The sequence below is a fragment of the Myxococcales bacterium genome (assembly GCA_016703425.1).
Taxonomy (GTDB): domain Bacteria; phylum Myxococcota_A; class Polyangia; order Polyangiales; family Polyangiaceae; genus JADJCA01.
The window spans coordinates 378943-405885 of sequence record JADJCA010000008.1; the positions used below are offsets into that span (position 1 = coordinate 378943).

Genomic DNA, 26943 nt, shown 5'->3' on the forward strand with positions numbered 1-26943 from the left:
GCTACCACGAGCGCATGCACGTGGCGGTCCTCGGCGAAGGAGCACTGGGCTCCGTCTACGGTGTCCTCTTAGCGGTCCGCGGGAAGGCCTCGCTCACCTTCGTCGTGCGTCGCGACGTACGGGGCCCCATCACCATCACTCGCGCTGACCGTCGCGCCGAAGCGCTGACGTTGGTGGAGCCGACACGCGCCCTCACGGTTCCGCACGGCGCCGACGTTGTCCTGTGCACCGTGTCGGCGCTCGATCTCGACGACGCGACGTTGGCAAAGCTCGCGGCACCCGGCAAGCCCGTCGTCATGTTGACACCGCTCTTGCCCAAAGACTTCGAGCGCGTCCACGGGATGCTCCACGGCCAACTCGTTGCCGCCATGCCGAGCGTCGTTGCGTACCGCAACGACGAGGGCGCCATTCGCTATTGGCTTCCCCGCGTGGCTACCACGCTGGTGGAGGAGCCGCGCCCTCTCTCACCGGTCGTCGACGAGCTGGTCCGCGACCTCACCGCATCGGGCATCACGGCTCGTCTGCACGCCGGGACGCAAGCGCTCAACGTTGCCAGCACCGTGACCTTCTTGCCGCTCGCGTGTGCGCTCGATGCGGCCGGCTCCGTGGATGGGTTGATGCGCAACCGCGAGCTCTTGGATCTCGGTCTCGCTGCCGCGAAGGAGGCTCAGGCGGTCGTGAGCGGCGAGAAGACCGCGCCCTGGGCAGACCTCTTGGTGCGCTTCTTGGGCCCGCGGACCCTTAGCGTCGGCGTGGCGCTGGCTCGGGCGCGCAGCGCCGAAGCGATTCGCTACGTCGAGCATCACTTTGGCTCGAAGATGCACCGACAAAACGTCGCCATGGCCGACGCCATCACCGAACTCGCTCGGGAACGAGGACTCCCGCATACTTCGCTAGCCAGGTTGCAGATCGTTCTCGGAACTCGCCCGTGAAAAGGCCCGCGCAACGTTCACTCCACGTGCTGCCGACGCTCGCAGAGAGGCAGGGCGCGCTCGAGACGTGCGCGTTTTGCCCGAAACTTTGCCGCGGCGTGTGCCCCGTCTCCAACGCCGAACCCAAGGAGTCGCTGCTGCCGTGGGGGAAGATGTCGACGGCCTACGCCATCGGCTTGGGCGACCTGCCGAGGAGCGTCGAGGCAGCCACCGGCGCGTGGGCGTGCACGGGGTGCCTCGCGTGTCGCGGGGCCTGCGACCATGAGAACCCCGTGGCCGACACGCTCCTCGACGCGCGAAGCGCGCTTCGCGACGTGGCGCCGTCGGCCGCACGACGAGCGCGCGACGGCTACGCGGCCATGGAGCGGGAGGCCGCCACCTTGGCGCGAGGGCTCGCGGCGGGCCGCGGCGACGACCTGCTCTTGCTGAGCTGTCTTTCGCTGCGCAAGGCGCCGGACGTTGCACGAGCGTCGTTGAGTGTCGCTCAACGAACACGGGCGACGGCCAAAGGCGACGTCAGCGTCCACGAAGGGTGTTGTGGCTATCCATTGCTCCTGGCCGGTGATCGCGAAGGCTTCTTGGCGGCGGCGACGGCCCTCGCGGCCATCGCTGCGACGCGCCGCCTCGTCGTCTCCGATCCCGGGTGCCACTACGCCCTGACGGCGCTCTCTTCGCTGACGTGGCCCACCCCGCCAACGTTGCTACTCGACGACGCTCACGCGCGGCTCGCTCGCTTCGACGCAGCGTCGGTGGACCTCGGCACCTTCACCTACCATGACCCATGCTTGCTCAGTCGTGGTCTCGGCCGGACCGCGGAGCCGCGGGCCCTCTTGACGCACGTCGTGGGTCACGCCCCTGTCGACGGCCATGCGTCGGGCCTCCGGGGCACGTGTTCCGGAGGCGGCGGGCTCCTGCCGCTCACCAGGCCCGCGACGAGCCACGTCATGGCAACGGCCCGCGCCGCCGAGCTCCCGCCGGGCACGGTGGTCACCGCATGCGCGAGCAGCCGGCGCGCGCTCCAGAAGGCGGGTCGACGGACGCTCGATCTGTTCGAGGTCCTTGAGCGGGCGGCCGGGACGCGATGACGACGGAGATCGCTCGCCGCGCCGGCGTCGCGCCGAGGACCTCCGTCGCAGGACGGGTGCTCGCCTCCTTCACGGTGACGGTGGTGGCTTTTGCCATCACCGTCGGGTGGAGTGTCGTCGCGCAAAGAACCACGGCACGGCACAGCGACGAGCTCACCCGCGGCTACGTCCCGGTGGCGTTGAAGCTCGGTCAACTGCGGGCCACGCAGGCCACTATTTCGTTTCTCGTCGATGGAATCCCAAACGAAAGGGCGCCCGAGTCAACGCACCAGGTCTTGCTCACGCTCGTGAGCGCCCGCCGAACCAAGTTTCTGGAGACCCGGTACGCCGTCGAGCAGGGGCTGTCGGCCGTCGCCTCGGAGACCGCGACGGCGTTCGCGGCGCGCTGGGGCGCGGAGCTGCGTGCCTCGGAGGAGTCGCTGAGCGACGACCGCGCGGACTTCGAGCGGCTCTTCGCGGCCCTTGGCGCCGCGGAGCGCGGCGAAGCGCTGCGCGTCGTGTCCATCGTCGCCGCGGAGGAGCACGAGGCGGAGCGTCGCCTTCATCAGCTCGCAGACGAGGTGTCCTTGGCCATGAGCGACCTCACGGAGGACGCAAGGCGTCGCGAGCAACGCTCGCTCCTTGCGCTCGCGGTGTTGGCGCTCCTGACGCTCGGCGTCGGGGTCCTCGTGTCGTGGCACACGCGCAAGCTCCTCGCGCCGCTGCAAGGGGTCACGGAGCGCGCCCGCGCCGTCGCGCGCGGCGATCTCGTCCCGCGAGAAGTCGTGAAGGCCGACGACGAGATCGGGCAGCTGGCCGCGTCCTTCGAGCAGATGGTCGGCGCGGTGGCGGGCGCGCAAGAGAAGGCCCTCGCCAACGAACGCTTCGCGGCCATCGGAAAAATGGCCGCGCACGTCACGCATGAAATTCGAAACCCGCTGTCGTCAATCGGCCTCAACCTCGACCTCCTGGAAGAGGAGCTGGTGCGGCACGAGACGCCCGACGATGCGCTGGCGCTCCTGAAGGCCGTGGGTCGCGAGGTCGGTCGCCTCGAGCTCTTGTCGGAGGAATACCTGAGGCTCGCGCGCTTGCCGTCCCCGCGCATGGAAGCGGAAGACATCCGGGGCGTCGTAGCGGACGTGGTCGAGTTCGCGAAACCGGAGTTTGAGCGCTCCGGAACAAGGGCCGTCGTGCACGTCGCCGAGGCGCTGCCACCGGTGCTCTTCGACGAGGCGCAAGTGCGTCAGGCGCTGCTCAACCTCCTGCGCAACGCGCGGGAGGCCATGCCCGCTGGGGGCGAGATCGACGTCCGCGTCGACGCCGAGGGCATGAGCGTCGTGATTCGCATCGAGGATCGCGGAGGCGGCATTCCCGACGACATCCGTTCGCGGGTCTTCGACCCCTTCTTTTCGACCAAGGGTGAGGGCACGGGCCTCGGCCTCGCCATCACGCGCCAGATCGTCCTCGCTCACGGCGGAGCGTTGTCGGCCGAGGCTCGTGAGGGCGGCGGCACATCGTTCCGCGTAGCGCTTCCCATCGCGCCGGCCCGCGCGACGGCAATGCCGCTGCCACGGATCGGCGCCGCGAGTTAGGCCGCGGCTCGTCCGCCGAAGTGCGGTATGACGTGGCATGCGCACCGACGGCCGCTCCGCCAACGCTCTTCGCCCCATCGAGATCCTTCCCGGCTTTCACCGCCCGTCCGAGGGCTCGGTCCTCTATCGAGCAGGCGGCACTGTGGTCCTTTGCACGGCGTCGTTGGAGTCGAAGGTCCCCCCTTTCCTCGAAGGCAAGGGCAAGGGTTGGCTCACGGCCGAATACCAGATGCACCCGCGCGCGAATCCGCCGCGCCGCGAGAGCCGCGATGGCCGCTCGAAGCCCCTCGGCGGTCGAAGCCACGAGATTCAGCGCCTCATCGGTCGCGCCTTGCGTGCCGCGATCTTCCTCGACAAGCTCGGCGAGCGAACGCTGACGGTCGACTGTGACGTCCTCGAAGCCGACGGCGGCACACGCACGGCGTCGATCACCGGGGGCTTCGTCGCCATGGCCCTGGCCATCGACAAGCTCAAGAAGCGCGGCGACCTCAAGGAGCCGGTGCTCCGCGAGCCCATCGCCGCTGTCAGCTCCGGCATGCTCAAGGACGGGAGCGTGGTCCTCGACCTTTGCTACGTAGAAGACTCGAGCGCTGAGGTTGATCTCAACGTCGTCGCCGCAAGATCGGGCGCCATCGTCGAGATCCAAGGGACCGCCGAGGGGGCGCCCGCGCCGAGGGCGAAGGTTGATGCCATGCTCGACTGCGCGCTCTTGGGGATCGCGGAGTTGGTCAAGATTCAGCTCGGTGCACTTGCGGGCGCCGGCGTCGACGTGGCGACGCTCTTCGCGGCGGAAAAGGCGTGAAGCACGCGCTGCTCGTGGCCACGGGTAACGCCGGCAAGCTCGTCGAGTTGCGGGCGCTGTTGGCCGATCTCCCGGTCGACGTGCTCGCGCCGGCCGACGTCCTCCGCGAGCCGAAGGCCGTCGTCGAAGACGGGGACACCTTCGTCAAGAACGCGACCAAGAAGGCGCGCGCCTTCGCCGAGGCGAGCATGATGTTGTGCCTCGCCGACGACTCAGGCCTCGAGGTCGACATTCTCGGCGGCGCGCCCGGCGTTCGCTCGGCGCGGTACGCCCACGAACGGGCGACGGACGCGGAGAACCGGGCGGCCTTGCTCGCTGCCCTTGAAGCCGTCGACGATCCCCTCTCGATTCGTCACGCCGGCGCGACCCCGGAGTTGCATCGCCCCAGCGATCGCTTGCGCGCTCGCTTTCGCTGCGCGCTCGTCTTGGTCGACCCGTTCGCTGACGGCGCGGTCGCCGTCAGCGAGGGCTCAGCGGAAGGCACCATCCTTCGCACGCCGCGCGGCTCCGGCGGCTTCGGCTACGACCCGCTCTTCGTCGTCGAAGGCGCCGATGGCCGAACGATGGCCGAGCTCACGAGCGCGGAGAAGAACGCCCTCAGCCATCGCGGCAAAGCGCTCGCGGCGATGCGACCGAACCTCGTGGCGATCTTGGCGGCGCGCACGCGGCGCCTGGCCGCGATCTTCGCTTAGGCCGTCGAACCAGTTCTGCCGCAGCCTCAGGCGATCCGTCGCTCGGTCGCGCCGGACTTCGGCTGGACGCCGGACCGCGGCGCACTGTCAGCGCGCACGAGCGGGGGCATCGGCCGAGGGAGCCCCGTGGCCGCAGCCTCGATGATCGCCCCGCCGCGCTCGAGCCAGCTGCGTCGCGCGCGCTCGGGGATCTCGCCGGCGAGGTGGCTCACGAGATCACGCGCCACGTCCATCGTCACGCTCTCGGTCGTCACGTTGAAGCGCTTGAGCCCCGCCAAGAAGAGCATCTTGCCAAGAGGGCCGACGTCAGACACGAGCTCGCGCTCAAGCGCCTGCACCGCATTCGGAGGCATCGACGAAGTCCGGTCGCGACGCGGCGCCGTGCTAAGCGCCGAGATCTTGATCGCGAGAACGTTGAGCTGCAGACGCAACGCGACCTCATCGGCCTCCGCTGCGCAGATGACGGCGCAGACGAAGGCGCCCATGCGACGCACGAGGATCTTGAAGCTGCCGATGTCGCGACGGGCCTCGTCGGCGCGAGCCCGAAGCGTCGACTCGACGAGCAGGCGCATCGACGCTCGCGTCTCGGCGCTCGCGCCGGAGGAGCGGTCGAGGTGGACTCGCCCCTGCGCGTCGAACAGCGCGCTCCCGCGGACATGTTGAACGCGCACGACTCGGTCAAGGAGCTCTTCCATGGACGGGGCCTTTCTCAGCCTGCTCGCGGACGCGTCCGGTTGGTGCGGAGGGACGCGGTGAGCGGCGACCTGTTTGGAGTAGCAGCGCGGGACTGTGGCGCCACAGGCCACACGCCGATTTGTCGCATGCTTACGCAGTGTTACAAGACAGATACGTTGTCTCGAGCGGGCGACAGCACACCTCTCCCCTCATCACGAAGTGGCCGCGATGATTGAGCAGGCCACGCGCCCCGGGCGCTCGTGAGGCACGCGTCGGACGGGTGACCGGCGATCCAGGGGCCGTGTCGTTTGGACTTCCGGCGCCAAAAAAAAATCTCGCTGGCCGCGAAGCCGCGCGGACCGGGTCAGTCGCCGAACAGATCGAAGTGCGCGCCGCAGCCGATGCCGACGACGAGATACGAGCGCTGCGAGCCGGAGATGCTTCCGTCGATGAACGTCGGCCTGTCAGCGCCATCGCCTTGAGGGGCGTAGAAGATCTCGCCGCTCGACTGAGACATGCTGCCGCCGGAGAGGTGGGCGAGCGGACTTAGCGTGAATCGCGTCGACATCCGAATCTCTGCGCCCAATCCCAGACGGAAGATCTCTGGTGCCTGCATCTTGAAGGAGTGACCCTCGCGAGCGACGCTGATCGTTCGCCGGCCGACGGAGAGGTCTGCGAGGAACCCGGTGCGGTGAACGTTGCCGATGATGAAGCGAAAGCCGAGCCCCGCGAGGATGCTCTGCGCGGACGTGTTGTCGTCGAAGCGATGCCCCGGCTGAAGGACCGCGTATTCGAGCAACAAGTACGGGATGTACCGGTGGTTGAGTCGAACGCCAACGTTCGCCTCGCCGGCGAGCCCTTGCCCGATGAAGTTGCCCGTCGTCTCCTCGCGATTCTGTGCGTTGACGAAGAACGCTCCCCCGTAGCCGAGGAGGCCCAGGCGGGCGCCGACCCAGAACGCCGTCTGGGGCGCGTGGACCGAGGGCGGCGCGGGCTCGAACGCATACGGCGGAGGCTTCTCCGCGGGCGGCGCTTCTTGCGTCGGGGGCGCGGGCTGGGCGGCCGGGAGAGCTGCGGCGGGCGGAGCCGCCAACGGCGCGTCGTCTGCTCGGGCCACCGCCGCGATGGCGAACGCCAAGACGAAGGCCGCGCTGCCGAGCCGATGGATCTTCAACCGAGAGGTTTGCACTTGGCGGGGCCCCGGCCTGGGTGAGGCCTCTTGCCCATGATAAGCCATAAGGGCCGTGCAACCTTGGAAGCAGATTGGAAGGTACGGGACCGTCGGCCTCGAGCTGGTCGTCTCGATGGGCCTTGGCTTCTGGGTTGGTCGCTGGGCCGACGGCAAGCTGGGCACCAAGTACCTGACCCTCGTCGGCCTCGCCTTGGGCGTCTTTGCCGGCTTCCGCAACCTCATGAAGGCCGCGAACGAGATGCAGCGGGAAGCCGACCGAGAGGCCGACCTAGAGAGCAAGCAGCTCCCATCACGGTTGGCAACGCGTGCTCCGCGCGAAGGCGACGGTCCGAGTCCTCCGCGGGCCAACGCGCCAGGGAATCCCCACGATGGCCCGCCGAGCTGATCGCACCTTCGAAGTGACGCTCCGCGCCGTGTCGGTCACGGCCCTCGCCTTGAGCGTCGGGGCGTTCGTCCGGAGCGGCGGTGGGGCCGCGGCGTCGACGTTGGTCGGCGGCGCCGTTGCCGTCGCGAACCTGATGGCCATGCGCCAGATTCTCGGCGGCGTGATCGACAGCACGACGGAGGGCGACCTCAACAAGGGGCGACGCTGGGAACCCTCGCCGTGCTCAAGCTCTTCGGGCTCTTCGCCGTCGTCGCGCTCGTGTTGATTCGCAAGTGGGCGGCGCCGATTCCCTTCGTGGTGGGGTACGTGGCCCTACCCGTAGGAATCGCGGTTGGTGCGTTGCTCACAGCGCACGATGGGGATGACACCACCAACGAGTGAGAACGGGTGAGTGGCCGACTCGACCCGGCATCACGACTCGCCAAAGGCGGGCGCGCGCGCTTGCTGCGAAGGCGCGAATCCCGTAGGAAACGGCCGTGAACCCTAGGCCGCTTCACGCTCGCGCTGGCCATGTGCTCGCGGCGGCTGCGCTAGGCGTCGGGTGTCAGATCCTTCTCTCTGAATCCGGCGAAGTGACGACCGGCGCGGCCGCGGCAAGCGACGCCGGCATCGACGGGCGCGATGGCGCAAACCCGCAGCCGGATGCAGGCATCACGTACCGCGGGCTAAGCAACCTGACGTCGGCGCAGACGCAGACGCTCTCGATTCCGAATCTCAGGGAGGCCAGACCTGGTGACCTCGTGTGGCTGGCGTTGGAGCTCCAAGGGACCAAGCCGCTCGGCATCACGCTGCTCGACGGAGGGAGCCCGGCCGCGGCGGGCTTCGCCGATCGCGGCTCGATGGACACGCAGGGACCTGGCCAATGCAACAACGGGCAGGGCGGCACCCACACGACTCAGTTCTATTCGCGGATCGCGGAAGCCGTGGAGCCGCCCTACGAGTTCCTCTTTCCGCAGCCGGTCTACGCGAGCGCCGTCGTGGTGGGCTACGGCGGGGTCGACGACCGGAACCCCATCGCGAACCAGAAACCGGCGGGGCGCTTCGGGGGGACGACCGACGGTGGGGTCATCACCTATGTGGTGCCGGCCATTCCCGAGAGCAAGGCCGACGCCGAGCTCCTCTACTTCATCGCCGACGTCGGCGGCGGCTCTTGGGCCACTGCCGAGCCGCTGACACCGCGCGTGACGGGAGGCTTCCTGGCGCTCTTTACGGGCTCCTCGGCGACGGGCGGGGCGTCGCCAAGGACCTTCACGGTGCAGGCCGCGCCAGCATGCCAGGCCAACGCCACGGCGATGCTCGTGGCGCTTCGACCACGCTAGACCGAGCCTTCAAATCCTGCCGCTGAACCCCTGAAAAATCATCGCCGTGGGCCCTAGTTTGGTGTAAGGCCAAGCACCCTTTGGGTGTCGCTCCGCGCGCCCGAAACCCGAGCCGGTCCCCATGCCCGAACACACGTCGTTCTTCAGCTATCTCGTCGCCATGTTTCCGGCCCTCGGCCACAACATGGAGGCGCTGGGCCACACGGTTTTTGGCAAGCCCGTCGACGCACACAAGGCCGAACCCCTCTTGGCGAGCGCCTTCGTTGTCCTCATCATTGCCGTGCTCGGTCACTTCACGAAGAAGAGCATCGAGAACCACGAGTCGGCGGTCATCCCCGACGACAAGCTCTCGCTGCGCACGTTCATGGAAGTCTTTATTGGCGTCTTCTACGACACCGTGAAAGACGTCATGGGCGCGAAGAAGGCGAAGCGGTATTTCCCGCTCATTGGGACGCTGGCGCTCTTCATCTTCTTCTCAAACGTGCTGGGCATGATCCCGGGCTTCAGCCCGCCAACGTCGTCTTGGAACCTGACGCTCGCGTGTTCGCTGGTGGTGTTCGTCGCGTTCAACGCTTGGGGCATCAAGGAGAACGGGCTCGGCTATTTCAAGCACATGATGGGGCCGTGGTACCTGAGCTGGCTGATCTTCCCGATCGAGCTCATGAGCCTCTGCATCCGCCCCGTGACGCTGTCGGTCCGCCTCATGCTCAACATGTCGGTCGACCACCTGCTCTTGTCGATCTTCCTCGGCCTCTTCATGTTCCTCTTGCCGATCCCCGTCATGGTGCTCGGCACGCTCGTCGTCCTCGTCCAGACCTACGTCTTCTGCCTCCTGACTTCGATCTACATCGCCCTGGCGACGGAGCACGAAGAGCACGGGGAGCACGGCGCCGGACATGGACACGGCGATTCCCACGCTCACTGAGCTCTGAACGTTAGGCCGCGCACGATCTCCCTTCCCCGCCGAACGGAAAACGATTACACGGCGGGCCTCGCTTCTAGATTCCTTCTGCTTCCCCCCTCTCGTTTCCCACTGATTCAACATTAGGAGTTCTCGACGATGTCGCTCTCGAAGAAGCTGGCCGGCTCGGCGCTCGCCGCCACTCTCCTCACCCTCTTCTGGTCTTCGGTTGCGTTCGCGCAGGAGCACGGCGCCAAGGTCGCCTCCAACGAGAACGACGTGAAGATGTGGGCCGCCATCGGAGCCGGCATCGCCATCGGCCTCGGCGTCCTCGGCGGCACCATGGGCCAAGGCCGCGCCGCGAGCTCCGCGCTCGAAGGCATCGCGCGCAACCCCGGCGCCGCTGCCCGGATCCAGACCCCGATGATTCTCGGTCTCGCCCTCATCGAGTCGCTCGTGCTCTTCGCACTGGTCGTCTCGCTGTTCATCCTCGGCAAGATCTGAGACGCGGCCCGCCTCGCGGGCTCCAACGTCGGAAAAGGCGCGCCCCTCGGGGCGCGCTTTCCTTTTTTGTCCTCGGAGCCGCGGCGGGCGCGGGGATTTGGGGGGAAGTTCCGGGCTCTATTCCGCGTAGCGGGTTTGAGACGGCGCTTTGGACGAGCGCGGTTGAAGCGGGAGGGTCACCTTCCGTCAATCCCCCGATGCGCAGCGCCCCCTCCCCCGCCCACGAGCTCGTACGCACCTTGTGGCAGGCGTTGCGGTCGCTTGGCGCTGAGCCCACACCGCTCCAAATCGAGACGTGGGGCCTGGCTGTTCATTCGGCGCTGGCTTCGAAGTCACGCCAGTTTCACTCGCACGAGCACGTCATGGAGCTCTGCGAAGGAGCCTCGCCGCTCGAGGTGGTTGCTGCCATCTACCACGACCTCGTTTACGTGCAGGTCGATGGCGAGCTGCCAGCGGCGGTCCGCGCCCTGCTGGAGCCGCTCCTCGAGAGGACGGAAGGAGCGTCCTTCCGCGTCCTCCCGCGCGCCGCAGACAACCCCCTGACGGCGCAGGTGCTAGCGATCTTCGGGCGCAACGTCGGTGACGTCATGGGCCCGTTTTGCGGACTCAACGAACTGGCCAGCGCGTGGGTTCTGGTGATGCACCTCGGCGAAACGCTCCGCAGCGATCAACTCGTGGAGCTGGCCGCCTGCATCGAGGCAACGATCCCCTTCCGGCCCGACCCCGGCGCCTCGCTCGCCGCCCGGCTCGCCGACCTTGGGTGGTCGCAACTGGACACCAAGCGAGCCGTCGAGCAGGCCGTTCGCTTTGCGAACCGCGACGTCGACAACTTCTCAGACCCCGACGCGGCGCGCTTCCTGGCCAACACGTGGAAGCTCTTGCCTGAGACCAATCCGTCGCTGCACGTGCCCTCGCGCTACACCGTTGGCGACTACCGCGTCGCGCTCCTCAAGATGGAGACGTTTCTGGAGAAGCTCGACCCGGCGCGCGTGTTTCACGCCTGGGGCGACGAGCCGTCGCCGGAAGAGCACGCCCGCCTCATCGCCGCGGCCGGCGAGAACATCCGCATCGCAGTCCGCTACCTGCGCGTGAAGCTCTACGCCATCGCGCTCATCGAAGCCATCTGCCTCGCGAGCGGCGGCGACCTGCCGCTCCAATACGTCATGGGCGCCATCGCGAGTCGCGGCGAGAAGAGCCGACTCGAGAGCTTCTTGCCTGTCGCCTCGCGCTCCCAGCGCATGGACGAAGGGGATCCGCTTCCGCGCCTCCTCGCCGGCGGCCGCGCCGGCTCCTCGAGCTTTGACATCGCGCCTTCGCCGCTCGCCAGCTACCTGCTCACGGCGCTGGGCGAGCCGGCGATCTGCGAGGCCGTCGCCGCGGCGCGCAGCTTCTGGGCCGGAGAGAAGACGCCGCTCGAGTTCTTGCGGGCGCAAGAAGGAAGCATCGTCTCGGCCCTCGCCAGCGCCGCCGCGGAGCTGGCGGAGACGCGAAGGGAGAGCCTCGCGAACGTGCTGGCGGAGCTCTCGCTGAGCTTTGGGCAACCTGTCGACCTCGCCGACGACGGAGCCCCGGCGTCGGGCGTCGCCAGTCAGTGGCCCGCCGCGCCAAGGCAGACGCAGAAGTTCCGGCGCCTCGATTGGTCCAACGACGCGCTCGCGATGTACAACGTGCCCGAGCCGGACGTCCGCGACGTCACCAACAAGCTGAGCGCCGGCTGACGCCCGGCATCCTGCGGCCCGAGCGGGCGTTTCAGGAGTTCTTGCCGCGGCGCAGGTCGCGCACCAGATGCAGCGACCAGACGGTGGCGGCGAAGAGCAGCATTCCCCAGCCGAGCTGTTCATGGATTCCGCGCGTGAGCAGCACGGTGCTGCTGCCCACGAGGGTGGCGACGAGGAGACCCGAGAAGATGCGGCGCCCCAAGCGGTCTGCCACGCGGGGCAGCTCGGGGTCGACGGTGCGAACGCTGAGCCGTCCCAAGCGGAGGTCGTCCAAGACCTCGCGTAGGTGCATGGGCACGTCGTAGCCGACGCGCGAGATGCGCTCAGCGGCGCGCCAAAGCTCCATGCCCACGCGCTCCGGCGAATAGCGCTTCTTCAGGAGGTTCAGAAAATATGGGCTGGCCTCGCCGAAGATATCGAGCGTCGGATCGAGCATCTTGCCAACGCTCTCGAGGGTCATCAGCGACTTGCCAACGAGCATGAAGTCGGCCGGGATCTCGATGCCGAATTTCGTCGCGCCTTGAACGAGATCGCGAATCATGGCCGAGAGCTGGATCTCGCCGAGGGAGCGACCGAGGTATTTCTCCGCACGCATCGCCGCCTCCGTGCGATACGCGCGCATGTCGACCTTCTGCGTCGGGCGGCCGATGCTGTAGAGCGCATCGGCCACGGCGTGCGCGTCCTTGCGAACAGCGGCGATCATGAGGTCGATGGTCAGCTCTCGAAGCTCCGGGCTGAGGCGCCCAACCATGCCGACGTCGATGAGGCCAATGACCGGCGTACCGTCGCCCGGCTTTCCGAGGATGAAGATGTTTCCCGGGTGAGGATCGGCGTGAAAGAAGCCGTCCTCGAAGATCATCTTCACGATGACGCTGACCGAGTTCTTCGCGATGACGCTGCCGTCGAACCCCGCCTTGAGCGCCCCGTCGATCTTCTTGCCGTCGAAGAACTCGATGGTGAGGGCTCGCTTGGCCGTGGCTTGGCGATACACCTTGGGGAAGCGAATGAGCGGCGAGCCTTTGAAGTTCGCGGCGAAGCGCTCCGCGTTCTCCGCTTCGACGAGGAAGTTCAGCTCCGCCGTGACGGACACGTCGAACTGCTGAACGAGCGCTGCCGGCGAATACGTCTTGGTCTCGGGGATGGTGCGCTCAAGCGTGGCCGCGAGCGTGTGGAGGAGGCTCAGGTCGCGCGCCACGGTGTCGCCGGCGCCGGGCCGTTGCACCTTCACGACGACGTCCACGTCGCCTTCCGGCGTCGTCAGGACGGCCCGGTGGACCTGTCCGATGGAGGCCGTGGCGAGCGGTTTTTCTTCGAAAGACTTGTAAATCTGGTCAAGCGGCGCGCCGAGGCTCTCCTCGATGGCGCCCCGGATCTCCTCGAAGGAGACCGCCGGCACCTCGTCCTGGAGCTTGCGAAGCTCGGCGATGACGTCGGGCGGCAAGAGGTCGGTGCGCGTCGAGGCGATCTGACCGAGCTTGATGAAGCTGGGCCCCAACTCCTGCAGCACGAGCCTGAGGCGCTCGGCCAAGGAGATGCGATTCTTCAGCTCCTCGCCACGAGCTGCGTCCTCGGCGGAGATTTCCGGCGGCTCACTCTTGCCGCTCGCCCCTTCGTCGCGGCGGCGCCGTCCCCAGCCGGCGCGCGCGACGATCTCGCCGAATCCGTGGCGAACGAGGACGGCGGTGATCTCACGAAGGCGCGCGAGGTCGCGAACGGCCGTGACGACGCCCAGGACGGGCACGGTGACTCAGCCCTGCCCGGCGTCGGCAGGCGGCGGCGGGACGGGGATGCTCGCGTCGCTCTTGGGGTTGCAGTAGCGAATCTCGCAGTGGAACTGCAGCGACGGTCCGCCGTCGGGTAGCGCCGCGGACTTGCACTGGCAAACGTCGACCTTCGGAATATCGGGCGACTCGGGGCACGTGAAGCCCTTGTAGAAGCACTGAAGCCCTGGGGTTTTGCACGAGGCCGTGTCGGTGCCGTTCTGCGAGGCCGGGCACTCCTTGTCGGAGCCGGCGCCGGACGCTGTGCACGGCGGCTTCGTCGCGTCGTCGATGGGCTCGTTGCGGCCGGTGTTGCAGACGAACTTCCCCTTCGTGCAGCGGCAATACGCCTGCTGATCGAAAGAGCCGCAGGTGTAGCCGATGGGGCACTCGAAGCCTTCGCCCACGCAGGACGTCTTCGCGTCGAGCGCGAGCGCGAGCGTCGCGGGGCAAAACGGCGCGTTGCCAAGGTTGCCGTTACCACCGTTGTCCTCGTCGGAGCTGCAGCCGGCGGCAAAGACAGGTGCGAGCGCAAGCACGCCGGCGGTGATGAAGAAGGCCTTCCGAAGGGGAATATGCATCGTGCCTCGATCCGGGCGGCGCGGCCGCCACGGCGACAATGAAAGTGAGCGCGCGAGGCGCCAGTGCCCGACGCTCATAGCGAAACGGGCGGGAAACCTCAAGAAGGTCCTCGGGGCTGCTCGCCCGTCCCCCCCGCGCAGCCCAGAAACGTGCTGTTTCTTGCGTGTCTCGTCACCGTACCCGAACGAGCGTCCCGGGCTCCGAGGCGACGGGAAGCGCCGCCGACCAGCCTCGCGGCAGTCGTGGGAGGGTGATGCTGAAGAGGAACCGCGCGTCCTTGGGCGAGAGGTTGACGCAACCGTGGCTCTGCACGCGCCCGAAGTTGCGATGCCAAAAGACCCCGTGCAGCGCCACCGCCTTGTCGAAGAACTGCACGTAGGGAACGTCGTCGAGCGAATAGACGTGCGGATCGCCGTCTTCCGAGCCTGCGTGCGAGAGGTCGTCGCGACGCTCCAAGTTGTCCATCGTTGAGGTCGCGAGCTTGACCCAGACGCGGTGTTCACCACGCGGGGTAGCGGTCTCGCTGCCTTGCGGCCCGCGCCCCGTCGAGACGAGGGTCGCGAAGAGCGGGCGGTCCCCGGCGTAGGCCACGAGCGTCTGCGAGGCGAGCTCCACGTCGATCCACCGTTCGTCATCGCCCACGGTGGTCGGCCGCGGAGACGCGCTCGGCCGCGCGAGCTCGCGCGCCGGAAGCCACGCCTCCGCTTCGCCATCCTTTGACACGCGAGCCCAGGCCGCGACGCCCTTGCCGCGAAGCTCCCTCACCTCCACGCGCTCGAACCGCACGCGCGAGCCGAGGGCCTTGCCCGCCGCCGAAGGCGTGGCCCGCACAGTGGCTCGGTCTACGACGACCCAGCCAAAGTCGAGGCCCGCGCCCGCGGCGAGGTGCTCGCCGGAGAAGCCGCTTGGATGGGCCGGCGCCAGATCGCGCAGCGGAACGAATCGGCCCTTGCTGGTCTTGATGTAGCGCTCGCCGAAAGCCGTGCGCTCCTCGACGGCGGCGATGGCGAAGCCCGGCTCAAGCTCTTGGTCCGGCGCGTCGTCGGCGACGCGCTCGATGCGGTCCCACGCGAAGGCGCCCTGGCCGGTCACGAAGTAATACCGGTACGGCAGACCATCGCCGCCCGGTTCCTCGAGCTTCGCCACGAGGGGCGCCGCCTCCGGTGGCTCATCGGAGAAGAGCGCTTGATCGGAGCACGCCCAGCCGAGCGGCCCCACGAGCAGCCAGCGCCCCACGCAGCCGGGGCCGCGCTTGGTGCCAAAGATTAACGCGCGCGAGCCAAAGGGAATGGTGCCGCGGCGGACCGGACTCCTCGACGGTTCGAGGAAGACGAAGAGCTCGTCCTTCTTCGGCACCGCCGTCCGCACCCCTGCCGGCAGCGGCACGTCGTCGGGGTCAAGCCATGGCGGCAGCGACGCGGCGGCCCAGGGCGCCGACGCGAGGGCGCTCGCCAAGGCGAGCGACGTCAAGAGCGTCCGCGCCCGCGGCGTCATGCCTTCTTGCCTTGCGGCAAGCGAATCTCGAAGGCCGCACCGGTGGGCTTCGAACGAGCGGAGACGGTGCCGTCGTGCTCTTCGACGATCTTCTTGACGATGGCGAGCCCCAAGCCGGTGCCGCCCTTCTTGCCGCTCGTGACGAACGACTGAAAGAGCCGGTGTTCGATGTCCTTGGGGATGCCAGGGCCGTTGTCGGACACGGTGACGACGACGTCGTCCTTTTCGCGGGCGCAGCGAATGGTGACGCGCCCCTTCTTTCGGTCGCCGAGCGCCTCGGCGGCGTTGCGCGCCAGGTTGTGGAGCACGCGGAGGAGCTTGCCCTCGTCGAAGCGCGCCGTGCCCTTGTCGGCGATGTCCATGACGAGCTCGACGCCGCTACGGCCCAGCATGGGCTCAAGCTGCTCCTTAACCGATTCAAAGAAGGGTTGAAGGTACACCTTTCGCACGAGGATGCTGCGTTCGCCGCGGGCGAACTCCAGCACCTCGCGTTGCATCGACGCGATGAGATCGAATTGGCCCAGCGTCAGCCCCGCGTAGTGCTTGCGCCGGTCGGCGGCGTTCTCGTTGGTCATCATCTGCACGTAGCCGCTGATGACCGTCAGCGGCGTCTTCAAGTCATGAATGACGCCCGAGAGGAGGCGCCCGATGGTCGTGAGCCGCTCCTCGCGCTCCCGCGCCTCGCGCGCCTGCTGCAATCGTATGGCCGTGGAGGCGTTGGCCGCTACGAGGAGGACGAGGCCACGATCCTCGTCGGAGAAGCCGTCGTCGTGCCGCTTGTTGTAGAGCGCGAGCGCACCCATGGGGCGACCGTCGTCGCCTTCCAGCGGCACCGCCAGCGCCGACGTCGCGCTGAAGCCGACCATCGTGTCGAGATCGCGATCGGTGCGCCGCTCCGTCTCGGCGGCGTTGGAGAGGATGATCTCCTCGTAACGCATCGCATGGCCGATGAGCCCTTGGCCTTCGCGGAGCGGAAAGCGACGCAGCTTCCGGTGGCGGTCGTCGACGACGAAGAGCGAGATCTCCTCGGAGGTCGCGTCGCGGAGCGCGACGGCGGCGGCTCGCGCCTCGCAAGACCGCATCGCTTCGCCGAGGACGGCCATGAAGAGCTCCTCGAGTGACGCGGCGCGGGCCATGGCGCTCTCCAAGCTGAAGAGCAGCCGGAGATCGCGGACGCGGTGCTCAAGCTGCTCTTTGGTCTCGAGCAGCTGCATGTTTTTCTGAATGGCCGAGAGGAAGAGCCGCGAATTGTCGATGGACACGGCGGCCTGCGTCGCGAGCGCGGAAAGAAGGCTGATGTCTTCGGCGGTGAAATCGCCCCGCAGCTTGTTGAGCACCTGGACGACGCCGATGGTGCGGCCCAGGTGATTCTTCATGGGGGCTGCCAAGATCGAGCGAGTCCGGTAGCCCGAGGCCATGTCCCACGCGGGGTTGAAGCGAGGGTCTTTGTAGGCGTCTTTGACGTGTTGAAGCTTCCCCGTGCGCGCGACGTGGCCCGCGATGCCTTGTCCGCTCTTGAGACGAATGGAGCGGACCTCGTCGCCTTGGATCACCTGCGAGACGAGCTCGTCGGTCGTCTCGTCGACGAGGTAGAGCGTGGCGCGATCCGCCTCGAGCGCGTCGGTGATCTTCGAGAGAATGAGCTCGAGGACCTGGTCGAGATCGAGCGTCGTGCCGAGCGCAAGACCGACATCGCGAAGGGCCTGCGATACGCGCCGCTCGTGGGCGAGCGCCTCCTCCAGCTCGGCGACGCGCCGGCTGCTGCTCGTCATGGGCTTCGCCACGCGGGCCATCGGCACCCATCATAGGCCAGTTCGGGCCCGTTCCCGCGACTCACGGCGGGTCAATTTTCGCGAAATTTCGGGGACCTGGGCGTGATCGCGAAAAAAGAGAGCAGACGCCGATGAGTTTGCCCCGCGCGCGCCGTCTACACGCAAAAAGGAGACCCCCATGACCATCACGCTCCACGGTGTTCCCGGCACTCGCTCGACCCGCGCCCAATGGCTCCTCGAAGAGCTCGGCGTTCCCTACGAGCATCACAAGCTCGACTTCATGAAGGGCGAGCACAAAGGCGAGGCGCACCTCGCTCGGCACCGCCACGGCCTGGTGCCCTCCATGGACCTCGGCACGGGTCCAATGATCGAGTCGGCAGCGATGTGCCTCGCGCTGGCGGATTTCCACGAAAACAAGTTGCTCGCGCCGAAGCCGACGTCGCCGGCGCGCGCCCGGTACTACGAGGCCATCGTCTACGCGATCTCGACGCTCGATGAGTGCGTGATTCCGCTCTACTTCCACAAGAAGGTTTTGCCCGAGGCCCAGCGTGATGCGCAGGTGATCGCGGCGAAGGAGCCGACGTGGAAGGTCGCGGCCGACGTGCTTACGGACCGGCTTGGCGACAAGCCCTACCTGTGCGGGCAAGACTTCACGGCCGCCGACGTCGTCGTGGGTTACGACCTGGTGCTCGCCCTCGAGATCGGCCTGCTCAAGAACCACTTGAAGCTTGCCGACTACACGCAGCGCCTCATGGCGCGACCGGCCTTCAAGCGCGCCTTTCCGATGTAATGTGCAAGGGTGTGACGTGTCAGGGCGCGTTGACCGGCGCCAGAGTGGAAGGTACGACCCGCTGAATGCCTGAGGAAGCCCCGCTTTCGGCTGCACGGCGCGGCGACGAAGTCGCTTTCCGCGAGCTCGTCGCCCCGCACCGGCGGGAGCTGCGCGCCTATTGCTACCGCATGGCCGGCTCGCTCGAGGACGCCGACGATCTTTTGCAGGAGAGCCTTCTCCGCGCGTGGCGCGGGCTCGCGACCTTCGAAGGGCGCTCGAGCCTGCGCACGTGGCTCTACCGCGTGACGTGGAGCGCATGCGTCGACGGCCTCGAAGGCAAGGCGCAGCGCATGTTGCCCATCGACCTCGGACCGCCGTCCGACGAGAACGAGCCGATGCCGCCGCCGCGGCTCGACGGATGGCTGGGCCCCTGCCCGGCCTCGCTCTACGTCGACGATGCGCCGTCACCGGAGGCGCGCTACAGCGGCCGCGAGAGCGTGGCGCTAGCCTTCTTGGCGGCGCTGCAGCTCCTCCCCCCGAAACAGCGCGCCCTCCTCATCGCGAGAGACGTCGTCGGCTGGAGCAGCGAGGAGTGCGCCGAGTGGCTCGGCACAACGGTGACCGCCGTCAACAGCGCTTTGCAGCGGGCGCGCGAGACGATGGACGCGAAGCGAGGCGGGTGGTCCGCGCTGCCGGTCGAGGACGAGACGACACGAGCGCTCGTCGCCCGCTACGTCGCGGCCTGGGAGAGCGCCGACGTGACGGCGCTGGTCGCGCTCCTCCACGAGGACGCGACGCTGTCGATGCCGCCCATCCCGCTGTGGTTGCGCGGACCGCGAAGCATCGGTGCGTCGCTTCGAGCCATGGTGCTTCCGCCGGAAGCGCGGGGGGTCTTTCGCCTCGTGCCGACAGAAGCCAACGGGCTTCCGTCGTTGGCGACATACCAAAAGGGCCCAGACGGGGCCTTCGCCGCGGCTTCGCTCCAGCTGCTCGAGATCGCTGGCTCGCAAGTTCGCGCGATGACGGCATTTCTCGACCCAACGCTGCTCGCGCGGTTCGGTTCGCCCGAGCGGCTCTGAACGGCGAACAGCGGTTCGCGTGCGACGCGCTTGAAGCGCATCACGGGCACGCCTCGAAAGGCCCCCCGGGCGGCCGATCCACGAGAAGCCCCGATCGCCTGGGGTCGCGCGAGCAGGAGGCTGGCACGGCCGGTGCAGTTCGCATCGGCATGTTCGGCATCCATTCGGTTCAACGGCGGCTCGTTCTTCTGATCCTCTTGGCCAGCTGCCACGACGAGGAAGAGCCTTGCCACAACGGCGCATGCGGCTTGATGCCTGGGGGCACGGCGCACTACGTGTCCGGCGGCGGAACGGCCGCCAAAGGGCAGGTCGTCATCACGGCGTCCGCCGACGACGTCCGCGTCTATCAGGCGGAGACGCGCTGGGGAGACCACTTCCGGTACGGGGAAGAAGTCCCCCGGACACTCGCGGCTGGAACCACTGACGCGGCCCCTTCTCAGCCTCGTCTGGACCCGAATGCTACGGAGGCTGGCGACGCTGGCGACAAGGACGCAACGACCGACGCCGAGGTGCGGTCGGAAACTTCGTGGCCCGACCGCGAGGTCGTGCCAACAGATTGGATGTGGCGCGTCGCCGTCACTTTGAATGACGCCAAGGACACACCGACGACCTCGCTCGAGAGCCTAGGCTCCACCGCGCACTACTGCACGAGCCGTACAGACGTACTTCGCGAAGTCCGGTACGGCGAGCCTGGGTGGCGCAGCGACACGCCCTTCGTCTGCGTGGCGAACGATGGCCGGGAGAGCCCTGCGAGGCGCGTCGTACTGGCCGGTCGTTTCGTGCGAGATGACGAGCAAGCCGAAAGGCTCGGACTTGGACGGTTCTTCCAGGTCGAGCTTCGCTCCCCCGACGGCAACGTGGCAGGCGACCTGGAGGCAAAGCAGTCCAAGCGCGTCTACGACTGCTACTGACCGGTTCGACGCTCGTGAGGCTGCCATCTCGGGGCCTCCGTGAACGGCGGCCGGCGGGCCCTAAGTGCTTCCGCGCCGCGCGGGAGAGCGGTATAGAGCGGTCTCTCGAGCGCTCGGAAAACTCCGGCGCTGGATGGCGCCCTGCGAGCTTTCCCGTCATGCCGAAGACCCTCATCGTCACCCCGACCTACAACGAGAAAGAGAACCTCCCCCGCTTCATCGAAGCGGTGCGCAAGGCAGCGCCCGAGGCCGATATCCTCGTTGTCGACGACAACTCTCCCGACGGCACGGGCAAGCTGGCCGACGACATCGCAGCGAAGGATCCGCGCGTGCGCGTGATGCACCGCGCCGGCAAGCTCGGCCTCGGCACCGCGTACCTTCAGGCCTTCGCGAAGGGTCTCGACGAAGGTTACGACTGGTTCTTCGAGATGGACGCGGACCTCTCGCACGACCCGAAATACCTCGCGGCATTCTTCGCGGCCCTCGCGGAGGGCAACGACGTCATCATCGGCTCGCGCAACATTCCCGGCGGCAACGTCGAGGGTTGGGGCCCGGGTCGCCACTTCATCTCGAAGGGCGGGAGCATCTACTCGCGAACCATCCTCGGCCTCGGCGTCCGCGATCTGACGAGCGGGTACAAGGCGTTCACGAGGCGCGCGCTCCTCGCCATCGACCTGCCGAGCGTGCACTCGAACGGCTACTCGTTCCAAATCGAGATGACCTACCGCGCCATCCTGCGAGGCATGCGGGTCAAGGAAGTCCCCATCGTCTTCGTCGACCGCACGGCCGGTGCGTCCAAGATGAGCCGCAAGATCTTCTTGGAGGCCGTCGGAGTCGTGTGGCGCCTCCGCTACGAAGGCCTCACGGGAAAGCTCTAGGATCGTGCCTCCCGAGCGCCCCGACGGAGCGGGCCCGCACTCCGCGGTCCCGGCCGACGCTCGCGCGGAGGCGAACATCGACGCGGCGCCTCCCTCTGCACGGCGCACACGCGCGAGCGTCGCGGCGCCGCGACCTCCGTCCTTCGCGGCCACGGAGGTGTTCGGACGCGAGGCGCTCCGTCGCATCGCCAAGTCGCTGCCGCTCTTCGAGCGCGCTTACGCGGAGATTCGCTTCTCCATCCTTCGCCCGAAGCTGCTCAGCGTCATGGACCTCTTGTTGCCCGACGAGGGGCGCATCCTCGACGTCGGCTGCGGCTTCGGGCTCTTTGCCGCCTACTTCGGGCAAACTCACCCAGGCCGCAGCATCGTTGGCGTCGACCCGAACGCGCGCCGCGTGAAGCTGGCGCGCCACGTCGCCAGCGAGCTGGGGCTCGACGGGCACTCGTTCGAGGTCGGCGACGTGCGCCAAGCACGCCTCGAAGGCCCCTTCGCCGGCGCCTACGTGCTCGACGTGATGCATCACATTCCCGCGGCGGAGCAGGAGCCGACGCTCGCGCGCATGGCCGATCTCTTGGCCCCCGGTGGCGTCTTGCTCATCAAAGACATCACGACGGAGCCGCTGCATGGCCTGCTCTTCACCGAGGCGCTCGATCGCTTGATGGTCGGACTGAATGAGCCGCTGGCGTATCGGCATCACGGCGCGTGGGGCGAGATGCTCACGAGGCTGGGCTTCAAGGTTCGCATCGTTCGAGTGCCAGACGTCCTGCCGTATCCACACGTCGTCATCGCTGCAACGAAGGCCTGAGCTCGTTACCGGCGCCTTGTGAGTGCGCCGCGCTCCCGCGTAGGCTGCGCGAATGGTTCAGAAGCGTCTGGCGATGGGGTCTCTATGCCTTTTGACGTTCGCGTGCGGCGCGCCCGCAGCGCCGCCTGCGACTCCCGAACCGGCGACGGCCGCGCCTCCCGCTAGAGAGGCTGCAACGCCGGTCGTCGATGCGGGTCCGCCAGCAAAGACAGGCGCGCAGAAGCGCCCGCTCGAGATCCGAAACGGCTGCGACACGGTCGCTTCGGTGTTCTTCGGGGAGGACCCGAAGGTCGCCGACCAGGGCGAAAAACACGCACTCGGCGTCGGCGCTACGAAGCCGGTGCCGCGCCGCGCCGACGGCTCGCAGACCGTCTGGCTCCTGGACGACGCCGGAGCGCCGCTCATCAAAGTGAACATCACGCGAGGGATGAAGCAGATTGAAGTCGGCCGCAGCTGCCGCACGCTCGACGCGCGCTAGCGTCTGCAGGCCTTCGCTCGTCAGGCACCGCTCTCCCCGAGGCCGTGGGTTGATAGACGAGTCCCGCGCCCCGTGATACGTCGTGGGCGTTTCCGTTCGCGCTCGTAGCTCAGCTGGATAGAGCATCGGCCTTCGAAGCCGAGGGTTACAGGTTCGATTCCTGTCGAGCGCACTAGGATCTGCCGGGGCGCGATCGGTTCGATCGCCGGCTACGCAGGTTGGATCAGGGGGGAATCAAGGGGAATCCCGCGAGGCCCCCTCTCTCGGAAGATCGCCCCCTTTCGAGGTCGCGCACGCGGCACGCCAGCTGCTTCCGGGGGAGCATGAACCCGAGGTGCCACCAGGTCGCCGCGTCCGCGCTCGCTGTTGCGCTTGCCAGTGTGCTCGCGGCGTGTGCCGGAGAGAGTCACGAATCCGCCGGGCTGCCGGAGCCATCGAGCGTGGAGGCGGCGCTGTCGGAGCGCCCGCCGCTCGGCACGTACGTCCGGCGGACTGGTCCCACTGGCACCATCGGCGAACACCGCCGCAGTCAATCTCACATCGATCGGCTTACGCTGTTGACGAGCGACACCTTCGAAGCAGACGTCACCATCGAGCGTCGGGAGTCATCGACACGCGAGAAGAGCTTCGTCCGCGGCGCGTACAGCTTGCGGCCCGGTGCTCGGGGCGGCGAGTTCGTCTTCGACCCCGTGGGCCTCGAGGTGTACTCCCTCGAGAGGGTCGGCGATCGGCTCACTGTCGTGACCCAATGGGAAGGTAGGCGGACCGAGCTGGAGCGCGTTGAGACGCTCGACCCACGGGATTCGCCAACCCTACGGCTCGACTGCGCCCATGCAGCGTCGAACGCCTCGGCGCGCGACACGATCGACGTTGTCGTGGTGGGCGAAGGGCACCTTCGAGGCACGGCGGACGTTCACAATGAATCCGGCTCTCGCTCGTGGCCCAGGTCCCAAAGCTACGAACTTACCGTGTCTCGCGCGGCCCCCGAGGGCGTGCGCGCGCTGGCGTCGCCACCGCGAGAGGAGCACTCCCTGGAGCTTCGGTTCAGCAAAGTGGATCTCGAAAATCCCGGTGAGCAGGCCTTCGAGGCGCACGGCTCCTTCAAGAACGAGGGCCCCTACAGCCCCATGAGGATGTTCAAGCTTGCCTGCCGTCGCAAGCGCTGAGGGGCGCTGCCGCGCTGATGCGCGCGTCGCTTTCGCAGACACGGGCCCAGACCGGTCGCTGGCGCGACGGAGCACAGACACCGTCGGGTGGCTGTTCGCGGTAGCCGCTCTCGAAGGCCCACACTTGGTCGTGCGGGTCGATCACGAGCGAACCATGAGCCGCGAGCGCGCCCGTGATTGCCACGGTTAGCACCGTGGCACGAGTGCTGCTCCCTATGCGGCGATGGGAACGCAGGCGTTCCAATAAAGGAGATGGTCATGTTCAAGATGCCGCTTGTTGCACTCGCCCTTTCACTCGCTCTCGTCGGTTGTGGAGGATCGGATTCCGCCGGGGAAGAGGAAGCGTCCGCGCTGACCGGCGAAGGGCAGAGCGGTGCGCAGCAGCAGCGCTCCTTCTCGTTCTCGGGGCAGTTCGTACGCACGGGTTGCGAAGCCTCTGGCACGCACTCGCCGACCGCATGCGGGCGGGAGGGCGTCGCCGGTCCTGGCTCATTCAGCATCGAGTTCCCGCAAACGCTGCCGACGATCGACCGCGAGATCCCTGAAGACAAGATTCGAGTGAAGGTCTCGGTCAAGTCACCGGGCATTCTTGAGGGCGAAGCGCCGATCGACGTCAGCTTCGAGACAGACATGACGACATCGATGTGGGGCACCCTGTACGGCGCCGACTACCGCGTGACGGGTCGACGATTCGGCGGCGACGCCCCGCAAAGCCTCTTTCCGAACAACCCCTCGTTCGAGGGGCGACGCGGAGTGGGCGTGAGCGCAGAGATCATGGCCGACGGAAAGATCGAGCGCATCAGCGTGGGCTTGCGGATCACCCACGATCTCGATCGGAGCACGGTGCTCGTCTTCAACGCGGCGCCGTGACGCAGGCAAACCGTGTGACGTCGCGCTCCACGCGGGGAGCACGACGTCGTCACCGCCACGTTGGACCCGTTTCCCAGTCCGGTGAAACCTAGCCCTGAGGGTCGCAGCTCGAGCGTTAGGTCGACTTTCTCGGTCGTCGTCGCCGTCATGGTCGTTTCGCCCCTTCTGAGCGGCGGCACAGCGCACCTCACGACGGCACGTTGTCCCACCGTCGTTCACGAGAAGATTGCTACACCAACGATTCTCGTTGACGGCGAGCAAATCAGCGGCTGACCCGGGGCAACACGGTGCCCTCCCCATGCGTTGAGCGGCGCGTCTGTCGACAAAGGTGCGGGCCATCTGCGCGCCGCGACTTGCGGGGGTCATCTTTGACCCTCAGGGTGACCGCGGCGAGTGCGGGCAAGCTCGGCGTCACGACCGAGGCCCGAATCGAAGCAAACGGCACCACCCTGAACCATGCGCGCCCAACGCGCACAGAAAGGCACCGGCCATGCGAAGTGCGACGATAGCTGCGGCCCTGACTGGGACTTCGATGCTGTTGGCCGCGGGGCTCGCGGAGGCTCGCGTCACGCGCCTCGATGTGGTGAGCACGGTGTCGCCGACCTTTGAAGGCCGAGCGTTCAAGAGTGGCCAATACGAGCTGCTCCGGATGCGCGCCTCGGGCGAGCTCGATCCTCATTCGCCCTTCAACGCGGACATCGTCAACATCGAGAAGGCGCCGCGCAACAGTCGCGGTCTCGTCGAATACACAACCGACGTCCACATCCTCAAGCCCATCGACCTCTCGAAGGGCAGCAGCACACTCTTCTACGACGTGGTCAATCGCGGCAACAAGCTCGCGATGGGCAACTTCAACGGCGCGAGCACCAACGATCCGGTCTTGGCAGCACACGCCGGCAACGGCTTCCTCATGGACCAGGGGTATGCGGTCGTGTGGAGCGCATGGCAGGGCGACGTCGCGGCGGGCTCGGACCGGGTCGTCGCAAACTTTCCCATCGCGAAACGTCCCGACGGCTCACCGGTGACGGGCCTCAGCCGCGAGGAGTTCACCGACACGGGCACCGCCCCCACGTTCAACGCGGCGCTGGTGTACCCAGCGGCGGCGCTCACTGGCGGGACGCTTACGGTCCGCCAACGCGAGGGCGACCCACGCCAGACGCCACCGGGCCTCTCGTTCACGTGGGTGAACAACAAGCAGATCGCCATCACACGCCCCGCGGGCTTCGATTCGGGCGCGCTCTACGAGTTCGTCTACACGGCGCAGGATCCCATCGTCATGGGGATCGGCTTCGCCGCCACGCGCGACGTGGTGTCGTTCTTGCGGAACAAGACCACCGACGACGCAGGCCAACGAAACCCGCTCGCGGGGTCGATACGTCACGTCCTCGGGTTCGGCTCCTCGCAGAGTGGGAGGTTCTTGAAGGACCTGCTCTACCAGGGCTTCAACCGCGACGAATCGCGCCGCAAGGTCTTCGACGGCATCCAGCCGCATATCTCGGGCTCTCGAAAGACCTTCACGAACTACGAGTTCGCCGCGCCCGGCCGCTTTTCGCGGCAGCACGAAGACCACATGTACCCCGGCGACCAGTTCCCGTTCACCTACGGCTTGACCTACGATCCCATCAGCCGCCGCTTCGACGGCATCATGGTCAAGTGTCGCCTCACGGGCACTTGCCCGAAGGTCGTGCACACGGACTCGGAGCTCGAGGTCTGGCAGGCGCGCGGCTCGCTTGTCGTGACGACGCCACAAGGCTGGCCGACCTACATTCCGCCGGACGTCCGCGTGTACGCGTTCGCAGGAACTCAGCACGGGCCGGCGGCAACGCCCGCCCGCGGCATCTGCAAGAACCTGTCGAACCCGCTCCCCTACGCGCCCTCCATGCGCGCCGTGCTCTCCGCGCTCGACGGCTGGGTCCGCTCGGGGAAGGCGGCGCCCCCCTCGAACTACCCGATGCTCCAGGAGGGCGAGCTCGCGCCCCCCGCCGCGATCGGCTTCCCGGTCATCCCTGGCGTCACCTTCAACGGCTTGTACAACGAGCTGCCGTTCAAGGACCTGTCGACCCAGCCTCCCACCGCAGGCCGCATCTACCCAGGCTTTGCGCCGATCGTGAACGACGACGGCAACGCCATCGGCGGCATCGCCCATCCCTTTCTCTCCGTCCCGATCGGCACGTACACCGGCTGGAACCTGCGCTCCGCCGGGAACGCGGAGGACGAGGGATGCAGCCTAACGGGCTCCTACATTCCGTTCCTCGCCACGCGCGCCGAGCGAATCGCCGCCAACGACCCGCGCCTCTCCATCGAGGAGCGCTACGCATCGTCCGCGGACTACGTCGCTCGCGTCGAGGCCGCCGGCCGTCGACTCATGGCACAGCGACTCCTTCTCCAGGCCGACTACGACGCCATCGTGGCGGAGGCGCGGGGACGCGTCATTCCGTAGCCGCCCTTCGGGCTGATGCGTCGCTGCGTTGACGAAGGGGCCGAGCGTCGCGCCAAAGCTGAACGTTGCGAAGAGGTCGGGGCGAGCGGGCCCTTCCGAGGTGGGTGGGGCTGCTGGGTCCGTCGAGCCACGGGTACCAGCGATCCTGTCGACAGGTGTC

Annotated in this window: 26 protein-coding genes and 1 tRNA gene; 21 read left to right on the plus strand and 6 right to left on the minus strand. The window is 67.5% G+C overall.

The genetic code is table 11. From position 1 onward, the window contains the following. Positions 1 to 14 precede the first annotated feature (14 nt). Genes IPG50_16610 through IPG50_16630 form a run of 5 tightly spaced genes read left to right on the plus strand, consistent with a single transcriptional unit; the run spans position 15 to position 5082 of the window. The gene (locus IPG50_16610) at positions 15 to 932 is read left to right on the plus strand and encodes a hypothetical protein (protein MBK6693806.1); all 918 of its coding nucleotides are present in this window, start codon (positions 15 to 17) and stop codon (positions 930 to 932) included. Continuing rightward, the gene (locus IPG50_16615; GenBank protein MBK6693807.1) at positions 929 to 2017 is read left to right on the plus strand and encodes a (Fe-S)-binding protein; all 1089 of its coding nucleotides are present in this window, start codon (positions 929 to 931) and stop codon (positions 2015 to 2017) included. The genes IPG50_16610 and IPG50_16615 overlap by 4 nt, the downstream gene beginning before the upstream one ends. Next, a complete protein-coding gene (locus IPG50_16620) occupies positions 2014 to 3588 on the plus strand; it encodes a HAMP domain-containing protein (protein MBK6693808.1) in 1575 nt (524 codons plus the stop codon). The genes IPG50_16615 and IPG50_16620 overlap by 4 nt, the downstream gene beginning before the upstream one ends. A 37-nt stretch (positions 3589 to 3625) precedes the next feature. Then, on the plus strand, positions 3626 to 4390 hold the full coding sequence (gene rph, locus IPG50_16625; protein ID MBK6693809.1) for a ribonuclease PH: 765 nt from the start codon (positions 3626 to 3628) through the stop codon (positions 4388 to 4390). After that, a complete protein-coding gene (locus IPG50_16630; protein MBK6693810.1) occupies positions 4387 to 5082 on the plus strand; it encodes a non-canonical purine NTP pyrophosphatase in 696 nt (231 codons plus the stop codon). Before rph ends, IPG50_16630 begins: the two co-directional genes overlap by 4 nt. Positions 5083 to 5108: 26 nt before the next feature. Here IPG50_16630 and IPG50_16635 read toward each other — a convergent pair whose 3' ends face one another. Both IPG50_16635 and IPG50_16640 read right to left on the minus strand, forming a co-directional pair. Continuing rightward, positions 5109 to 5777 (minus strand): hypothetical protein, encoded by a 669-nt coding sequence (locus tag IPG50_16635; GenBank protein MBK6693811.1) that lies wholly within the window; start codon positions 5775 to 5777, stop codon positions 5109 to 5111. A 344-nt stretch (positions 5778 to 6121) separates the two neighbouring features. Then, positions 6122 to 6931, minus strand: a complete 810-nt coding sequence (locus IPG50_16640) for a hypothetical protein (GenBank protein MBK6693812.1) — start codon at positions 6929 to 6931, stop codon at positions 6122 to 6124. A 130-nt stretch (positions 6932 to 7061) separates the two neighbouring features. Between IPG50_16640 and IPG50_16645 the strand changes: the two genes are divergently transcribed. From IPG50_16645 to IPG50_16670, 6 genes are all read left to right on the plus strand, one after another. After that, positions 7062 to 7334: an AtpZ/AtpI family protein gene (locus tag IPG50_16645; GenBank protein ID MBK6693813.1), complete on the plus strand. Its 273-nt coding sequence runs from the start codon at positions 7062 to 7064 to the stop codon at positions 7332 to 7334. After that, entirely contained in the window at positions 7318 to 7599 is a 282-nt protein-coding gene (locus IPG50_16650; GenBank protein MBK6693814.1) for a hypothetical protein, read from the plus strand. The genes IPG50_16645 and IPG50_16650 overlap by 17 nt, the downstream gene beginning before the upstream one ends. 211 nt (positions 7600 to 7810) lie before the next feature. Continuing rightward, on the plus strand, positions 7811 to 8653 hold the full coding sequence (locus IPG50_16655) for a hypothetical protein (protein ID MBK6693815.1): 843 nt from the start codon (positions 7811 to 7813) through the stop codon (positions 8651 to 8653). A gap of 121 nt (positions 8654 to 8774) precedes the next feature. After that, a complete protein-coding gene (atpB, locus tag IPG50_16660) occupies positions 8775 to 9578 on the plus strand; it encodes a F0F1 ATP synthase subunit A (protein MBK6693816.1) in 804 nt (267 codons plus the stop codon). A 135-nt stretch (positions 9579 to 9713) separates the two neighbouring features. After that, positions 9714 to 10058 carry an ATP synthase F0 subunit C gene (locus IPG50_16665; GenBank protein MBK6693817.1) on the plus strand — a complete coding sequence of 115 codons (345 nt, stop codon included), beginning with the start codon at positions 9714 to 9716 and terminating at the stop codon, positions 10056 to 10058. Between the two features lie 197 nt (positions 10059 to 10255). Continuing rightward, entirely contained in the window at positions 10256 to 11776 is a 1521-nt protein-coding gene (locus IPG50_16670; GenBank protein MBK6693818.1) for a hypothetical protein, read from the plus strand. A gap of 31 nt (positions 11777 to 11807) precedes the next feature. Here IPG50_16670 and IPG50_16675 read toward each other — a convergent pair whose 3' ends face one another. The 4 genes from IPG50_16675 to IPG50_16690 all read right to left on the minus strand — a co-directional run bounded on the left by IPG50_16675 (position 11808) and on the right by IPG50_16690 (position 17405). Further along, entirely contained in the window at positions 11808 to 13517 is a 1710-nt protein-coding gene (locus tag IPG50_16675; GenBank protein ID MBK6693819.1) for a hypothetical protein, read from the minus strand. A 6-nt stretch (positions 13518 to 13523) separates the two neighbouring features. After that, positions 13524 to 14117 (minus strand): hypothetical protein, encoded by a 594-nt coding sequence (locus tag IPG50_16680; protein MBK6693820.1) that lies wholly within the window; start codon positions 14115 to 14117, stop codon positions 13524 to 13526. Between the two features lie 172 nt (positions 14118 to 14289). Beyond that, positions 14290 to 15612 carry a L,D-transpeptidase gene (locus IPG50_16685; protein ID MBK6693821.1) on the minus strand — a complete coding sequence of 441 codons (1323 nt, stop codon included), beginning with the start codon at positions 15610 to 15612 and terminating at the stop codon, positions 14290 to 14292. Beyond that, positions 15609 to 17405: a GAF domain-containing protein gene (locus IPG50_16690; protein ID MBK6693822.1), complete on the minus strand. Its 1797-nt coding sequence runs from the start codon at positions 17403 to 17405 to the stop codon at positions 15609 to 15611. Before IPG50_16690 ends, IPG50_16685 begins: the two co-directional genes overlap by 4 nt. Before the next feature lie 157 nt (positions 17406 to 17562). Here IPG50_16690 and IPG50_16695 point away from each other — a divergent pair, with 157 nt between their 5' ends. The 10 genes from IPG50_16695 (at position 17563) to IPG50_16740 (ending at position 26783) form a co-directional block, all read left to right on the plus strand. Next, complete coding sequence (locus tag IPG50_16695) at positions 17563 to 18174, plus strand: glutathione S-transferase family protein (protein MBK6693823.1); 612 nt, start codon at positions 17563 to 17565, stop codon at positions 18172 to 18174. Positions 18175 to 18239: 65 nt separating this feature from the next. Beyond that, positions 18240 to 19235, plus strand: coding sequence for an RNA polymerase subunit sigma-70 (locus tag IPG50_16700; GenBank protein MBK6693824.1), 996 nt, complete (start codon positions 18240 to 18242; stop codon positions 19233 to 19235). A gap of 149 nt (positions 19236 to 19384) precedes the next feature. Further along, entirely contained in the window at positions 19385 to 20146 is a 762-nt protein-coding gene (locus IPG50_16705) for a hypothetical protein (GenBank protein ID MBK6693825.1), read from the plus strand. Between the two features lie 158 nt (positions 20147 to 20304). Beyond that, positions 20305 to 21024 (plus strand): polyprenol monophosphomannose synthase, encoded by a 720-nt coding sequence (locus IPG50_16710; GenBank protein ID MBK6693826.1) that lies wholly within the window; start codon positions 20305 to 20307, stop codon positions 21022 to 21024. Positions 21025 to 21028: 4 nt separating this feature from the next. Next, positions 21029 to 21829 (plus strand): class I SAM-dependent methyltransferase, encoded by an 801-nt coding sequence (locus tag IPG50_16715; GenBank protein ID MBK6693827.1) that lies wholly within the window; start codon positions 21029 to 21031, stop codon positions 21827 to 21829. 52 nt (positions 21830 to 21881) lie between these two features. Beyond that, the gene (locus IPG50_16720; protein ID MBK6693828.1) at positions 21882 to 22307 is read left to right on the plus strand and encodes a hypothetical protein; all 426 of its coding nucleotides are present in this window, start codon (positions 21882 to 21884) and stop codon (positions 22305 to 22307) included. Between the two features lie 98 nt (positions 22308 to 22405). Next, positions 22406 to 22479: transfer RNA gene (locus IPG50_16725), tRNA-Arg, on the plus strand. Positions 22480 to 22630: 151 nt separating this feature from the next. Further along, a complete protein-coding gene (locus IPG50_16730; GenBank protein ID MBK6693829.1) occupies positions 22631 to 23473 on the plus strand; it encodes a hypothetical protein in 843 nt (280 codons plus the stop codon). Positions 23474 to 23731: 258 nt separating this feature from the next. Then, positions 23732 to 24343: a hypothetical protein gene (locus tag IPG50_16735; protein ID MBK6693830.1), complete on the plus strand. Its 612-nt coding sequence runs from the start codon at positions 23732 to 23734 to the stop codon at positions 24341 to 24343. Positions 24344 to 24875: 532 nt separating this feature from the next. Continuing rightward, positions 24876 to 26783: a hypothetical protein gene (locus IPG50_16740; GenBank protein ID MBK6693831.1), complete on the plus strand. Its 1908-nt coding sequence runs from the start codon at positions 24876 to 24878 to the stop codon at positions 26781 to 26783. Positions 26784 to 26943 lie beyond the last annotated feature (160 nt).

Bases quoted from the DNA above. Each gene is read 5' to 3' on its own strand.
- IPG50_16730 (MBK6693829.1), top strand. From the start codon at position 22,631: ATGAACCCGAGGTGCCACCAGGTCGCCGCGTCCGCGCTCGCTGTTGCG.
- IPG50_16740 (MBK6693831.1), top strand. From the start codon at position 24,876: ATGCTGTTGGCCGCGGGGCTCGCGGAGGCTCGCGTCACGCGCCTCGAT.
- IPG50_16710 (MBK6693826.1), top strand. From the start codon at position 20,305: ATGCCGAAGACCCTCATCGTCACCCCGACCTACAACGAGAAAGAGAAC.
- IPG50_16610 (MBK6693806.1), top strand. From the start codon at position 15: ATGCACGTGGCGGTCCTCGGCGAAGGAGCACTGGGCTCCGTCTACGGT.
- IPG50_16695 (MBK6693823.1), top strand. From the start codon at position 17,563: ATGACCATCACGCTCCACGGTGTTCCCGGCACTCGCTCGACCCGCGCC.
- IPG50_16665 (MBK6693817.1), top strand. From the start codon at position 9,714: ATGTCGCTCTCGAAGAAGCTGGCCGGCTCGGCGCTCGCCGCCACTCTC.
- IPG50_16720 (MBK6693828.1), top strand. From the start codon at position 21,882: ATGGTTCAGAAGCGTCTGGCGATGGGGTCTCTATGCCTTTTGACGTTC.
- IPG50_16705 (MBK6693825.1), top strand. From the start codon at position 19,385: ATGTTCGGCATCCATTCGGTTCAACGGCGGCTCGTTCTTCTGATCCTC.
- IPG50_16685 (MBK6693821.1), bottom strand. From the start codon at position 15,612: ATGACGCCGCGGGCGCGGACGCTCTTGACGTCGCTCGCCTTGGCGAGC.
- IPG50_16650 (MBK6693814.1), top strand. From the start codon at position 7,318: ATGGCCCGCCGAGCTGATCGCACCTTCGAAGTGACGCTCCGCGCCGTG.
- IPG50_16680 (MBK6693820.1), bottom strand. From the start codon at position 14,117: ATGCATATTCCCCTTCGGAAGGCCTTCTTCATCACCGCCGGCGTGCTT.
- IPG50_16735 (MBK6693830.1), top strand. From the start codon at position 23,732: ATGTTCAAGATGCCGCTTGTTGCACTCGCCCTTTCACTCGCTCTCGTC.
- atpB (MBK6693816.1), top strand. From the start codon at position 8,775: ATGCCCGAACACACGTCGTTCTTCAGCTATCTCGTCGCCATGTTTCCG.
- IPG50_16670 (MBK6693818.1), top strand. From the start codon at position 10,256: ATGCGCAGCGCCCCCTCCCCCGCCCACGAGCTCGTACGCACCTTGTGG.
- IPG50_16700 (MBK6693824.1), top strand. From the start codon at position 18,240: ATGCCTGAGGAAGCCCCGCTTTCGGCTGCACGGCGCGGCGACGAAGTC.
- rph (MBK6693809.1), top strand. From the start codon at position 3,626: ATGCGCACCGACGGCCGCTCCGCCAACGCTCTTCGCCCCATCGAGATC.
- IPG50_16635 (MBK6693811.1), bottom strand. From the start codon at position 5,777: ATGGAAGAGCTCCTTGACCGAGTCGTGCGCGTTCAACATGTCCGCGGG.
- IPG50_16620 (MBK6693808.1), top strand. From the start codon at position 2,014: ATGACGACGGAGATCGCTCGCCGCGCCGGCGTCGCGCCGAGGACCTCC.
- IPG50_16690 (MBK6693822.1), bottom strand. From the start codon at position 17,405: ATGGCCCGCGTGGCGAAGCCCATGACGAGCAGCAGCCGGCGCGTCGCC.
- IPG50_16645 (MBK6693813.1), top strand. From the start codon at position 7,062: ATGGGCCTTGGCTTCTGGGTTGGTCGCTGGGCCGACGGCAAGCTGGGC.